At 60.4% G+C, this 13,427-nt stretch carries 13 protein-coding genes and 5 tRNA genes; 4 read left to right on the plus strand and 14 right to left on the minus strand.

Annotated elements, in window-relative coordinates; genetic code table 11:
• Positions 1-10 precede the first annotated feature (10 nt).
• From purD to rpsF, 7 genes are all read right to left on the minus strand, one after another.
• On the minus strand, positions 11-1,315 hold the full coding sequence (gene purD / locus RX395_RS02060) for a phosphoribosylamine--glycine ligase (protein ID WP_316365094.1): 1,305 nt from the start codon (positions 1,313-1,315) through the stop codon (positions 11-13).
• Positions 1,316-1,433: 118 nt separating this feature from the next.
• Entirely contained in the window at positions 1,434-2,720 is a 1,287-nt protein-coding gene (locus tag RX395_RS02065; protein ID WP_006235826.1) for an adenylosuccinate synthase, read from the minus strand.
• A 93-nt stretch (positions 2,721-2,813) separates the two neighbouring features.
• A complete protein-coding gene (gene dnaB, locus RX395_RS02070; protein ID WP_006235827.1) occupies positions 2,814-4,211 on the minus strand; it encodes a replicative DNA helicase in 1,398 nt (465 codons plus the stop codon).
• Positions 4,212-4,429: 218 nt separating this feature from the next.
• A complete protein-coding gene (gene rplI, locus RX395_RS02075) occupies positions 4,430-4,969 on the minus strand; it encodes a 50S ribosomal protein L9 (protein ID WP_022094073.1) in 540 nt (179 codons plus the stop codon).
• Between the two features lie 15 nt (positions 4,970-4,984).
• The gene (gene rpsR / locus RX395_RS02080; protein ID WP_006235829.1) at positions 4,985-5,251 is read right to left on the minus strand and encodes a 30S ribosomal protein S18; all 267 of its coding nucleotides are present in this window, start codon (positions 5,249-5,251) and stop codon (positions 4,985-4,987) included.
• Between the two features lie 72 nt (positions 5,252-5,323).
• Positions 5,324-5,776: a single-stranded DNA-binding protein gene (locus tag RX395_RS02085; RefSeq protein WP_006235830.1), complete on the minus strand. Its 453-nt coding sequence runs from the start codon at positions 5,774-5,776 to the stop codon at positions 5,324-5,326.
• A gap of 48 nt (positions 5,777-5,824) precedes the next feature.
• Positions 5,825-6,118 (minus strand): 30S ribosomal protein S6, encoded by a 294-nt coding sequence (gene rpsF, locus RX395_RS02090; protein WP_006235831.1) that lies wholly within the window; start codon positions 6,116-6,118, stop codon positions 5,825-5,827.
• A 504-nt stretch (positions 6,119-6,622) separates the two neighbouring features.
• Between rpsF and RX395_RS02095 the strand changes: the two genes are divergently transcribed.
• From RX395_RS02095 to RX395_RS02110, 4 genes are all read left to right on the plus strand, one after another.
• Positions 6,623-6,713, plus strand: a tRNA-Ser gene (locus RX395_RS02095).
• A gap of 48 nt (positions 6,714-6,761) precedes the next feature.
• Positions 6,762-6,852 (plus strand) — tRNA-Ser (locus RX395_RS02100).
• A gap of 362 nt (positions 6,853-7,214) precedes the next feature.
• Positions 7,215-7,904: a trimeric intracellular cation channel family protein gene (locus RX395_RS02105; protein ID WP_229065363.1), complete on the plus strand. Its 690-nt coding sequence runs from the start codon at positions 7,215-7,217 to the stop codon at positions 7,902-7,904.
• Between the two features lie 106 nt (positions 7,905-8,010).
• Positions 8,011-9,156: a polymer-forming cytoskeletal protein gene (locus RX395_RS02110; RefSeq protein WP_316365100.1), complete on the plus strand. Its 1,146-nt coding sequence runs from the start codon at positions 8,011-8,013 to the stop codon at positions 9,154-9,156.
• A gap of 129 nt (positions 9,157-9,285) precedes the next feature.
• On the opposite strand, the gene typA is transcribed toward RX395_RS02110, so the two are convergent.
• The 7 genes from typA to RX395_RS02145 all read right to left on the minus strand — a co-directional run bounded on the left by typA (position 9,286) and on the right by RX395_RS02145 (position 13,072).
• Positions 9,286-11,124, minus strand: a complete 1,839-nt coding sequence (typA, locus tag RX395_RS02115) for a translational GTPase TypA (protein ID WP_055287536.1) — start codon at positions 11,122-11,124, stop codon at positions 9,286-9,288.
• Positions 11,125-11,241: 117 nt separating this feature from the next.
• A complete protein-coding gene (locus RX395_RS02120; RefSeq protein WP_089572580.1) occupies positions 11,242-11,691 on the minus strand; it encodes a hypothetical protein in 450 nt (149 codons plus the stop codon).
• A 30-nt stretch (positions 11,692-11,721) separates the two neighbouring features.
• Entirely contained in the window at positions 11,722-12,078 is a 357-nt protein-coding gene (locus RX395_RS02125; RefSeq protein WP_316365104.1) for a hypothetical protein, read from the minus strand.
• Between the two features lie 33 nt (positions 12,079-12,111).
• Positions 12,112-12,612, minus strand: a complete 501-nt coding sequence (locus RX395_RS02130; protein WP_138374279.1) for a bifunctional nuclease family protein — start codon at positions 12,610-12,612, stop codon at positions 12,112-12,114.
• Between the two features lie 159 nt (positions 12,613-12,771).
• Positions 12,772-12,848: transfer RNA gene (locus tag RX395_RS02135), tRNA-Ile, on the minus strand.
• Positions 12,849-12,852: 4 nt separating this feature from the next.
• A tRNA-Ala gene (locus RX395_RS02140) sits at positions 12,853-12,928 on the minus strand.
• Positions 12,929-12,995: 67 nt separating this feature from the next.
• A tRNA-Ile gene (locus RX395_RS02145) sits at positions 12,996-13,072 on the minus strand.
• Positions 13,073-13,427: the final 355 nt, after the last annotated feature.

Genomic DNA, 13,427 nt, shown 5'->3' on the forward strand with positions numbered 1-13,427 from the left:
CTCTCGGATTTTAGGCATCCCAGGCGTCGCGGCCGCGCAGCGCACGCAGGCCGATGTCGTGACGCAGGGTCTTGCCCTCAAAATCAATCTTCTCGCAGGCCTCGTAGGCAAGGTTGCGGGCGTTCTCAAACGTATCGCCCAGCGCGGTCACGGCAAGCACACGGCCGCCGTTGGTCACGAGCCGGCCGTCCACCACGGCGGTGCCGGCATGGTACACGGTCACGTTCTCCATGGCCTCGGCGTCGGCGATGCCGGTGATGACTTTGCCCTTCTCGTAGCTGCCGGGATAGCCCGCGCTCGTCAGAACAACAGCCACGGCCCACTCGTCACGCCAGTCGAGCTCAATCTGATCAAGCTCGCAGTTGGCGCAGGCGAGCATAACCTCGACCAGGTCGTTCTTGAGGCGCGGCAGCACGACCTGCGTCTCGGGGTCGCCAAAGCGGGCGTTGAACTCCAGCACCTTGGGGCCGGCGGGGGTGAGCATAAAGCCGCCATACAGGCAGCCGCGGTAGTCGATGCCCTCGGCAGCGAGCTCGGCCACGGTCTGCTCCATGACTTTCACCATGGTGGCGTGCTCCTCGTCAGTCACGATGGGCACCGGGCTGTAGACGCCCATGCCGCCGGTGTTGGGACCAAGGTCGCCCTCAAGCGCGCGCTTGTGGTCCTGCGAAGTGGCCATGGGGCGCACGGTCTTGCCGTCGGTAAAGGCCAGCAGCGAGCACTCGGGGCCGGTCAGCATCTCCTCGATGACCACGGTATTGCCGGCATCGCCAAAGGTGCCGCCAAAACACTCGCGCACGGCCTCTTCGGCCTGCTCGAGCTCAGTCGCCACGATAACGCCCTTGCCTGCGGCCAGGCCGTCAGCCTTGACGACCAGCGGAGCGCCCTGCTCACGCACATAGGCAAGAGCCGAAGCCTCGTCGGTAAACGAGCCGTAGGCTGCCGTCGGGATACCGGCGCGCTCCATGAGCTGCTTGGAGAACAGCTTGGAGCCCTCCATCTGGGCGCCCTCGGCACCCGGGCCAAAGCAGGGAATACCCGCCGCGCGCACGGCGTCGGCCACGCCCGCCACAAGCGGAGCCTCGGGGCCAATTACCACGAGTCCGCATCCGTGGCTCTGCGCAAACGCCGCCACGGCCGCAGGATCGCAGTCGTCGAGAACAACGTTCTCGCCGCAGCTCGCGGTGCCGCCGTTACCCGGCGCGATGTAGAGCTTGCCGGCGCGCGGTGATGCTGCGAGCTTAGCTGCCAAAGCATGCTCGCGGCCGCCGCTGCCCAACAACAGGATGTCGATGGTTTGAGTGTCCGCCTTCAAGGGTGCCTCCTCTATGGATGAACGGCCCGCTCCGCGCGAGCCCTTTGCAAGCAGATATACCCCTCGGCCGCCCGTCCGGGCTGCAAAGGGGTATATCGCAATAACCAAATAGTCCCGATTACTTCCAGAATCGGTTGATGATCTGCTCGCGACCAGCGCCAACGCCAATGAACGTCACGCGGGTGTGTGCCAGATCCTCGATAAACGCCACGTAGTCCTGAGCCTCCTGCGGCAGCTCCTCAAAGCTGCGGCAGCCGGTGATATCGCACTTCCAACCAGGAAGCTCCTCGTAGATGGGCTTGGCGTGCTCAAAGCGAACCTGATGCTCGGGCACGCTCGTGTAACGCTCGCCATCGACGTCGTAGGCCACGCACACCTTGATGGTGTCAAAGGCCGAAAGCACGTCGAGCTTGGTCATGGCGATATCGGTGAGGCCGTTGACGCGCGAAGCGTAGTTGGCGATGGGGCCGTCGAACCAGCCGCAGCGACGACGACGACCGGTGGTCACGCCGTACTCGTAGCCCTCCTCGGTCAGCGTGTGACCGGCCTCGGACTCATAGGAAAGCTCGGTGGGCATGGGGCCCGAACCGACGCGGGTGATATAGGCCTTCATGACGCCCAGCACGCGGTCGACATTCTTCATACCGACGCCGGATCCGGTGATGGCACCGCCGGCGGTGCAGTTGGAGGACGTCACGTACGGATAGGTGCCGTGGTCGATGTCGAGCAGCGTCGCCTGGGCGCCCTCAAACAGCAGGTCCTTGCCCTCATCGATCATGTTGTTGAGCAGCAGGCTCGTCTCGGTGATGTAGGGACGCAGGCGCTCGGCCATCGGCAGGTACTCGTCGCAAATCTGGTCCACGGTGTAGGTGGGCAGGTTGTAGATGAGCTCGAGCTCGGGGTTCACGCGGGCGAGAGCGGTCTCCAGCTTGTCGCGGAACAGTGCCTCGTCCAGCATGTCCTGCATGCGCAGGCCGATGCGAGCCATCTTGTCCTGATAGCACGGACCGATGCCGCGCTTGGTGGTACCGATGTTCTTCTTGCCAAGCTTCTGCTCAAAGGCGCCATCCAGATCGATGTGGTACGGCATGATGACATGCGCGTTGCCGCTAATCTTGAGGTTCTTGGTGGTGATGCCGTCGGCCTCGAACATATCGATCTCCTCAAGGACAACCTTGGGGTTGACGACGCAGCCGTTACCGATCACCGACACGTGGTCGGAATACATGATGCCGGAGGGCACCTGGTGAAGGCCGTACTTCTTGCCGTTGACGACGATAGTGTGACCGGCGTTGTTGCCGCCCGAGTAGCGCACGACGGCATCGAAGTCGCCGGCGACCAGGTCGCAAATCTTACCCTTGCCCTCATCGCCCCACTGGGCACCGACCAAAACGGTTGACGGCATGTTTACTCCTTACATTCATGGCCTGTCTACGCGCCACGCCGGCACGCAGAAGCACAAAACATTCCCAGTATACCCGTGCAACGGGCGCCTGTCCTACTCCTCGGCATGTGCCCCATCAAGCTCATAGAACTTGGTGGATGCCGGCAGGAACATCAGGTCGACGTCGCCGATCGGGCCCGAACGGTTCTTGGCCACGACGATACGCGTAACGCCCTCGTCGGGTCGATCGTCGCGCGAGGCTTCGGCCTCGTCGGCGGAGCGGTCCAAGAACATGACGATATCGGCGTCCTGCTCGATGGAGCCCGATTCACGAAGGTCGGAAAGCTGCGGGCGCTTGCCGGTACGGGATTCGACCTGACGCGAGAGCTGTGACAGCGCGATGAGCGGGATCTTGAGCTCCTTGGCCATGATCTTCAGACCACGCGACATCTCCGAAACCTCGACGGTACGGCTCTCGGAGCGGCGTCCCGGTGGAGGACTCACCAGCTGCAGGTAGTCCAAAATGATGATTGCCTTCTCCTTGTTATGGAGCATGCGGCGACTCTTGGCGCGAATCTCAGTCACTGTGGTGCCGGGCGTATCGTCAATCAGAATATCGAGCTTGGACAAGGTCTGCGTAGCCTCGTTGATATTGGCCCACTGCTCGGGGCTAATGCGGCCCATGCGGAAGTCACTGATCGAGATCATGGCGTAGGCGCAAATCAGACGCTGGGCAATTTCCTTGCCCGACATCTCCAGCGAGAAGAAGCCGACGGTATAACCAGCAGCGGCAGCGTTAAGTGCCAGGTTCAGAGCGAACGACGTCTTACCCACGGCAGGACGGGCGCCGATGATGATGAGCTGGCCTTCGCGAAAACCCATGAGCATGCGGTCGAGCGACGGGAAGCCCGTGGGCACGCCCGCAGCCTGGCCACCGGCCTGACACACTTCCTCGGCCTCGTTATAGGCCTCGACCATAAACTCGGTCAGCGTCTTGTAGCTCGACTTGACCTCGCGTGCCGTGACCTTGAGCAGCTTGCTCTCGGCTAGCTCCACGACCTCTTTGGTGTCGGTGGGGGCGTTATATGCCAGCGCGTTGATCTCGTTAGTGGCGCCGATCAGCTCGCGCAGCATCGAGTCGCGGCGAACGATGGCGGCATGGTGCTGCCAGTTGACGAGCGACAGGGTCTGACCCATCAACTCCAAAATATACGCTTCGCCGCCCACGGCATCGAGCTTGTTGATGCTTCGCAGGTAATCGATCAGCGAGATGGAGTCGATGGGAATGCGGCTGTTGTACATATCGACCATCGCGGTATAGATGGTCTTATGAATGGGCCGGTAAAAGTCATCGGGCTGCAGCTCGACCTGGGCCTCTTCGACCACCTCGGGCGATAGCAGCATAGCGGCCAGCACATTGGCCTCTGCATCTTGGTTTTGGGGAAGACCCAACTTTGAGCCGCGGTCCTCAACCGTCAGCCCGGTCTCCCTATCGTCATATGCCATGAGCATCCTCATTCATATCGCTTGCGAGCATCCATAGTATCAGCCACGGTCCCAAAACGCGCCGCGCGCCGCCAATCATCACCGAACCAAACGGATGAACGGTCCTGCATATAGGACGTCGACGCAACGTTCACCATGACACCCACTCAGCGCAAAAAACAAAAGGGCGCCCCGGTTTCCCAGAGCGCCCTTCTTAGAACAAGATTGTTGCGTTGCAGCAAATGCTACTCGGCAGCAGCCTCAGTCTCGACCTCGGCGGTCTCGGCCTCGGCGACCTCAGCGGCCTCCTCGACCTCAGCCTCGGCAGCGAGCTCCTCGGCGGTAACGCCGACGAGAACGACAACCTCGGCCTTGATCTCGCGGTACAGCGAGATGGCAACGGTGTGGGCACCGGCAACCTTGATGGGCTTACCGAGCTCGACGCGCTTGCGGTCGATGTCCATACCGAGCTGAGCCTTGATGGCATCAGCGATCATAGCGGCGGTAACGGAGCCAAAGAGGATGCCCTCGTCGCCGACCTTGACGTCAACGGTGACCGTCTTGCCCTCGAAGGCAGCCTTGGTCTCGTTGGCGGTAGCCAGACGGACGGCCTCGCGCTTGGCGATGTTGTTGCGACGCTCGTCAAGCTGCTTGAGGTTGCCCTTGGTGGCGGCAACAGCGAGCTTCTTGGGGAACAGGAAGTTCTCAGCGTAACCCTGAGCGACCTCTACGACGTCACCCTCGCCGCCCTTGCCCTTGATCTCATCGAGAAGAATAACCTTCATGATGCGTCTCCCTTCTTAGCCGCGGTCGCGGTTGCCACGAGAGGAAACCACGGGGACGGTGTACGGCAGGAGAGCCATCTCGCGGGCGCGCTTGATGGCGTTGGCGATGTCATGCTGATGCTGCGTGCAAGCGCCAGTGACGCGACGGGGCTTGATCTTGCCACGGTCGGTCATGTACTTACGGAGAAGCTGAGTGTCCTTATAGTCGATGAACTCAGTGTTCTCCTTGCAGAACTGGCAGTACTTACGACGCGGCTGACGTGCAGAAAAATCATTAGCCATGTCAAAATACCTTTCATTTGGCAACTTCGGCGAACCGAAGCCGCCTCTCACTCAAAAATAGGTGAACAACCCTTAGAACGGGATGTCCTCATCGTAGACGTCGACCGCGGGCGGCGTGGCCACCGGTGCGGCAGGACGTGCTGCGGGCGCGGGGGCTGCGGGGGCGTAGCCGCCCTGATCGTAGCCACCCTGGCCACCACGGGAGCTCATAAACTCGATCTCATCGACGATGACCTCAAGCTTGCTCCGGCGCTGGCCGTCGCGCTCCCAAGAGCTGTAGCGCAGCTTGCCCTCGATCGCGACCTTGTTTCCCTTTGCCAGGAAACGGCTCACGGCCTCGGCGCGGGTGCCGAACATGGTGCAGTCGACAAAGTTGGGATAGTCCTCCCACTCGCCAGTCTGCGCGTTGCGGCGACGATCGTTCACGGCGACGCCAAAGGACAGAACCTGGGTTCCGCCGGCGGTGGCGCGCAGCTCGGGATCGCGGGTGAGGTTACCGGTGATGTTCACTCGATTGATGCTCATAACTCACTACTTCCTCTTGGGGCACAAGCCCAGTCCAAAACGACAGTCTTACTCCTGGTCGTCGCGACGGACGATCATGTGGCGGACCACAGCGTCGGTGATGCGCAGGACGCGATCAAGCTCGGCGATCTGGGTAGGATCTGCGTGGAAGTTGATGAGGGTGTAGTCACCATCGGTGAGGTCGTTGATCTCGTAGGCGAGCTTGCGCTTGCCCCACTCGTCAACGGAGTCGACCTTGCCAGCGCCCTCAGCGATCGTGGTATCGATACGCTTCATAACAGCGAGACGAGTCTCGGGGTCGAGCGACGGGTCAACAAAGAACAGCAGTTCATAAGCCTTCATATTGTCACCTCCTCTGGGCAAATGTGGCTTCAGGTCGTGAAGGTGCGCCTGAAGCAGGAAAAGACTTGGTAATAATATCTTTCAACCTCCTAGGCTGCAATAATTTGCAGCTACAACCTCATGACCTCCACATATGCCCATGCTCGCATCACGTTTCATGCGCATTCCAACCAAATGCTGACCAAAAGCTTGACAGATCTGTGGACAAGATACGGGGCCGCGGGGACAAGCTGAGCCAAGCCACAGGTCAACGGACACAAGGCTGTGGTCGCAAAATGCATACCAGTGGTCCACAGCACCACCCAAAGATTTTTTAATTCATTGCCAAGTCGCTTATGAATACCCCTTTTGAACAATTGAGTTGATCAACCACGCTGGTCGGAAGCCGTTTTTTGGCACCTCAAACCCCACTGCAACGCCAAGCGCGGCCAAGCGTTTTAAAAAATGCCAACTTTTCTGTTTGCACTTTGCGATTCCTCGTGTATACTGACTTTCGCATTTAACGGAGAGTTGTCCGAGCGGCCGAAGGAGCACGATTGGAAATCGTGTAGGCGTCAAAAGCGTCTCCAGGGTTCAAATCCCTGACTCTCCGCCAGTTAATTCCAAAGCAGGCCTTAGAGCCTGCTTTGTTTTTACCCCACGCGGAGGGGTGGCAGAGTGGTTGAATGCGGCGGTCTCGAAAACCGTTTGGCCTGTATAAGGTCACGAGGGTTCGAATCCCTCCTCCTCCGCCATTAGATGGTATGAGCCCCAGCAATGGGGCTTTTTTCTTTTTGGGCACATTTCAATAACGCGCAGGAGGAGGGATTCGAACCCGCCAGGGCGCGGAGCGTAAAGAAAACGCGCCCGTGGCGCGTTTTTAGCGCAGCGCGGTCGGCGCAAGCCGACCGGATAAATTTTGAGCGGAGCTCAAAATTTGGACATCCCTCCTATTCGACCACGCCCCCATCGCGTTCAGCATCAACCCGGATCCCCTAACATGGAACCTATGACCGTACCCAGTCCCGACCGTTTGCCGAGCAATAGGGTCGCAATCGGCGCCGAACATGTACTATGTACGGGCATTGTCTAAACCCGTAACTCAAAGGACCCCATCTTGCCCGTTGCCGCCGCTATGATCGTTACCGCACACGCCTCGGATGCCATGGTTGCCATCCCGTTTTGGCTCGAGATGTTCGCCGTCGTCGCGGCATCGATCTCGGGCGTGTTGGTCGCACGCGAGCACAAACTCGACCTGGTGGGCGCCGTCGCGCTCGCCGTGGTCTGTGGACTGGGCGGCGGTCTTTTGCGCGATATGACGCTGCAGGTGGGCAACGTCTACATCCTCAACCAACCGATGGCGCTCCCGCTCTCCATCGCCACCGCGGCCATCATCTACATCTTCCCGGCAATCGTCGACAAGCCCGAAAAGCTCATTCCCCTGCTCGATATCATCTCGGTGGGTATTTATGCGGCAACCGGCGCAGACAAGGCGCTGGTCTACGGCTTTGCGCCGGCGGTGTGCATCATGATGGGCTTTTTTACCGCGGTGGGCGGCGGCATGCTGCGAGATGGTTTTATGGGTGTGGTGCCGGGTATCTTCCAGCGCACCAACTTCTATGCCATCGCGGCCATCGCCGGATCGGCAAGCTATGTTTGCCTTGTCATGAGCGGCTTGGTCAGCAATGTCGTCGCACTGGTCGTTTGCGTCGTGGTGACCATGGGACTACGCTGGCTGTCGCTGCGCTTTGATATCAAAAGCCCCACCGAGGATGACATCGCACGCTTTTTGCACCGCAAAAAGTAGGTGTCGCGGGCTCATCCTTCGAAATGCAACCGAGAGGTTCTTTTAGAGCGCCCACGCGTTGGGTACCCTGTTAGGTGCATGTCGAGCATCTGACGAAGGATTCACTATGCCCTGTAATCAATTCCCGTCGACCCAGCGCCGTAAAGCGTGGGGCCGCATCACGATCTTATTCGCGCTCATCGCTCTAGCGGTCACCGCGCTTCCCACGGCGTCGTTCGCCGGCACGGACACCGCAGGAAACGTACTTGCGACCGACAATGACGTCGATCCGTCTGGCGTCGAGGGTGACCTGTACTGGGCCGGCCAGGCCCTCAACTTAGACGATGCGTCCATTGACCGCGATATCATCGCCGCGGGCGATACCCTCTCTATCCGCGACTGCACGGTGGGCGGCGCCGTCCGCTTGGCGGCACGCACTATCGATATCGCCAAGACCACGGTTGATGGCAGCGTCACGGTCGTCGGTCAGCACGTTGTGCTCAATTCCGACAGCACCGCCAACTGTTTTTACGCGATAGGCGAGACGGTTGCCCTGCGCGGCTCTACCAAGTCGGCAGCGCTTGCGGGCGACACGGTGACCATCGATGGCACCGTCGAGGGCGATGTCGAGGTTTGGGCCGACAAGCTCATCCTGGGCAAGAACGCCCACATCACCGGCACCGTGAACGCGCACGTCTCCGAGGACCCCGAGCGTGCCGCGGGAGCCGAGGTCGGTGCGCTCAAGATCGACCGTACCGAGAACGAAGATGCTTCCACCGTTAACGATGTCATCGGCGGCATCGTCGCCGCGGCACTCTCGACCTGCTTTGTCGCCCTGCTGCTCGAGCTCGTCTTTCCGCGCGCGACCGCCAGCGCCGCCGGCATGCTCCACCAGCGCCCCATGCCCCTGTGGGTGAGCGGTCTTCTGAGCACGATTGCTATCGTTCCCGCCGTCCTACTGCTGATTATCTCCATCGCTGGTCTGTCGCTTGCCGGAACCCTCTTGTGCGGCGTTATCGGCATTGCGTTGGTGTCGAGTGCCTTTGCGGGGTGCGCGATCGCCCGCATGGTCGGACACAGCCAGAACCGTTACGCCATGGCGGCCGTAGGTGGCATCGCCGCGGGCGCGCTTACGGCAATCCCCCTCGTAGGCGACTTCATCAGCGGCGCGGCCTTCGTCTTTACACTCGGCTACATCATCCAAATCATCTGGCGCAACGCCCACCTCAAACCGCAGCAGCCGGCTAACACGCCAGGACTCCCCACCGCTTAGCCGCCAACCACCACAAAGGGACCAGGCACCTTTGTGGTGGCGCAGACTAACTCAATCCCTGTGCACCAAAAAGGGCGCCGACCATCGCGGTCGGCGCCCTTTCTTGTTAGACGCTATAAAGCCCAGCGCTTATTTGTTGACCTGGCCGGCGCGAACGGCAGCCTTCTTGCGGTCGGTGGCGTTGAGCAGACGCTTGCGCAGGCGGATGTTCTTGGGAGTAATCTCGACCAGCTCGTCGTCGGCGATGTACTCCAGCGCTTCCTCCAGCGAGAAGGTGCGGGGCGGCACCAGCTGGACGGAAATATCGGAGGTCGAGGAACGCTGGTTGCCCAGGTTCTTGGTACGCGCAATGTTGACGACCATGTCGCCAGCCTTGCTGCGCTCGCCCACGATCATGCCCTCATAGCACTCGGTGCCCGGCTCAACAAACAGCTGGCCGCGCTCCTGCAGCGTACCCAGAGCATAGGCAACGGCCTTCTCGGTGGTCATGGAGATCATGGCGCCGTTCTGACGGTTACCGATCTCGCCGGCGTAAGGACCATACTCCAGGAAGGTGTGGTAGAACACGCCCTCGCCGTGGGTGACGTTCATGATGCGGTTCTTAAGGCCCATGATGCCGCGGGTCGGGATCTTAAACTCGAGGTGCGTCACGATGCCCGAGGTATCCATGCTCGTCATGATGCCGCCGGAGGTGCCGAAGACCTCAACGACCTTGCCCGAGTACTCGTCCGGGCACTCGACGACGGCCTGCTCGACAGGCTCCATCTTGTTGCCGTTCTCGTCCTTCTTAAACAGAACGCGGGGACGGCCGACCTGGAACTCAAAGCCCTCGCGGCGCATGGACTCCATCAGAACAGACAGGTGCAGAATGCCGCGGCCCGAGACCTCGACGCCGCTCTTGTCCTCGAGCTCCTCGATCTTCATGGTCACGTTGTTCTCGGCCTCGTTGAACAGGCGCTCCTTAAGCTGACGGGCGCCCACGATGTCGCCGTCACGGCCGACGAGCGGGGAGGTCGAAGCCTCAAAGACGATGGACAGGGTCGGCGGGTCGATCTCGATGGGCTCGAGCTCGACAGGGTTCTCGGGATCGGTGTAGACATCGCCGATATCGGTGCGGTCGATACCCACGACAGCGGCGATGTCGCCGGCGCCGACTTCCTGGCACTCGGTACGGCCCAGGTAGTCGAAGGTAAAGAGCTGCTTGACGGTGGCGGTAGCGCTGGAGCCGTCGTTCTTGACAACCAGGATCTGGTCGCCCTGGTGGATGGCGCCAGAGTACACGCGGCCGATACCGATGCGGCCGACGAAGTTGGAGTGGTCGATGGTCACGCACTGCATGGCCAGCGGGGCGTTCTCGTCAACCTCGGGCGCGGGCATGTCGTCGATGATCATATCAAGCAGCGGGTACATGTCCATGTTGCCGTCGTTGGGGTCAAGACGGGCAAAGCCGTTCATGGCGCTGGCGTAGACCACGTGCTCCATGGCGAACTCAAGCTGGTCGTCGGTGGCGCCCAGGTCGGCCATGAGGTCCAGGCAGTCGTTATAGGCCTTCTCGGGGTTGGCACCCGGACGATCGATCTTGTTGATGACGATCATGATCTTAAGGCCGGTGTCGATAGCGTGACGCAGCACGAAGCGGGTCTGGGGCATGGGGCCCTCAAAAGCGTCGACCAGCAGCAGGGCGCCGTCGGCCATGCGCAGCACGCGCTCGACCTCGCCACCGAAGTCGGCGTGGCCCGGGGTGTCGATGACGTTGATCTTGACGTCCTTATACTCGATAGAGATGTTCTTGGCGAGAATCGTGATGCCGCGCTCGCGCTCCTGGTCGTTAGAATCCAAGACGCGGTCCTCGACCTGCTGGTTGGCACGGAAGGCATCCGTGGCACGCAGGAGCTTGTCGACCATCGTCGTCTTGCCGTGGTCGACGTGGGCGATGATGGCGATGTTCCTCAGATTGTCTACGCGCATGTAGTTCCCCTATCTTCTATCCATATACAAACGGCACGCGTATGCGGCCCGCCCAGCGATACAACGCTCAGCGGGAATATTGAGCCTTTTACCGAAAACTCGTTTATTTTAGCGATTTTAGATGAGAGGGGTTTCCTCACCTGCAGGTTCAGGGTCGCTCCACATAAAACCATCGCCGGCGCCCATGCCCTCATACAGCACATATGCCGAAAAACCACTCTCGAGCGTGGTTTCGAAGAAGCTCACGAGCAGAGCATCGTGATAGCCGCCGTCAATCTCGACGCAGCCAGTGTAGCCGATGGCATAGCGAGCGATACGGCCCAGGCCCTCGTCCTTAAGACCCATCTTGTGCTCGGAGATAAAGTTGGTGGCCGCCTCGAGGCACGCCTCTTCGCCATCCTCATCGAGCGCCGCCAGATAACGGTTGGAAGCGGCGTCCTCAATTGCCACGACCACGCCAGGGTTTTCACCGGCGGCAAGGTCGTCCAAGAACGCGCCGATCAGATCGCACACCATGGCGTCGAGCTCGGCGGAGACGTTACCGGCGTCCTGCATATCCTGTGCCATCTTTAGACCTTCCCATCGAGTCTGGCGTCGTTACAGTTCTTGTGCCTCAGCAGCGATCTTAGTGGCAGCGTCGCGGGCGCGCATCATATCCATCGCGCGCTTGTCGAGTACCTTGATCTGACTGGTCAGCATTACCGCATCGACCACGCCCCAGATCACCAGGCCCGTAGAGATCGAAAACCCAAGCGCACCAACTGTACCACGAAGGCGCGAGCAGATTGCCGCAACAAGGGCGGAGATGACAACCATCTTGATAAACGAGCCGCGACGCTCGCGAAGCGTGCGGGCCTGCGTCACATAGGCAATGCGAGCCGCCTCAGAAGCCTCCGAGCGCATCTGGGCCTCGCGCGCAATGGCCGCCGCCTCAGCCGACATACCGCCGGCCATCAGCGAACGCTCCGCAGCCTGGCCGCCCCACATTTAGAAGTCATCGGGGGAGAGCGTATGGACGAACTCGTCGAACTTCTCGAACTCCCGCTCGTCGTCAACTTCCTCGGCATGGGCAGAAACGGTGCCCAGGCGATTCATGATGTCGTCCTCCACAAACATGGGGGCATTGCTGCGCACGGCAAGGGCAATGGCATCACTGGGACGCGCATCGATCTTATGCTCGTTGCCATCGGCCAACACGACAACCGTCGCGTAAAACACGGGCGGCTCGGCGCGAACGATTTCGATGCGTTCGAGCTTGGCACCCAGGGCGCCAACAGTATCGAGCAACAGGTCATGGGTAATCGGGCGCTCGGCGCGGCCGCTATCGATGCCGCGGCTGATGGCAGCGGCTTCAAACGAACCAGTTTGAATGGAAAGGGAACGCAGTGGCGCGGGCGAGTCCGATTTGCTGCAGCGCTCGCGAAGCACGATAAGCGATGGCACGGGACCGGCGGCCATGACGATGGTCTCTATGTCGACACGAACCATGGAACACCTCCGGTACGTAGCGGTTAACACGCGGCAAGGTCGCCGCATTGAATAGCTATACTACCCAATCTTTCGCACAGCACACAAAACCAAAATGAGATTTATCGCAGACAAGAAAAAAGCCCCGAGGCAATGCCCCAGGGCTCTTCACAGTTTTGATGGTGGACCTGACAAGATTCGAACTTGTGACCTCCCGGTTATCAGCCGGACGCTCTAACCAACTGAGCTACAGGTCCATCATGGTGGAGGTTAGGGGGATCGAACCCCTGACCTCAGGCTTGCAAAGCCCGCGCTCTCCCAGCTGAGCTAAACCCCCACGGAGACAGTAATAAACACCCCAGCGGCGACTCGGCTCTCGCTGGGGTGTTTATTGCGAAAGAAAGTGGTGGACCTGACAAGATTCGAACTTGTGACCTCCCGGTTATCAGCCGGACGCTCTAACCAACTGAGCTACAGGTCCATCGCGCAAGGGATATATTAGACGAGTCGTTACGCGCGCGTCAACAACTTTTTTGAAAATCTTTGGGGAGGTGTCTGCCCCGGCCGCGCGGCGGCATGCGAAGTCGCCTGCTCGGACAGTCCTGCTCGCACGGAGAGCACATTAAGTGCTCTCCGGCTCGTGCGGAACTCACGATCGACTTCACATGTCGCCGTGCGGCCGGGGCGAACACGAGTCCCAAGGTTTTCAAATCAGAACCACCCTTAAAAAGGGTGGTTTGCTCTTAGGGTATAACCCACGGGCCCCGGGCTCGCGTCTAAAGGCGCGGGCCCGGACTTCGTCCAGGCCTAGTGCATCTTGACCCGTGGCGCGCCGG

It is taken from the genome of Collinsella aerofaciens (assembly GCF_032584215.1).
GTDB lineage: Bacteria > Actinomycetota > Coriobacteriia > Coriobacteriales > Coriobacteriaceae > Collinsella.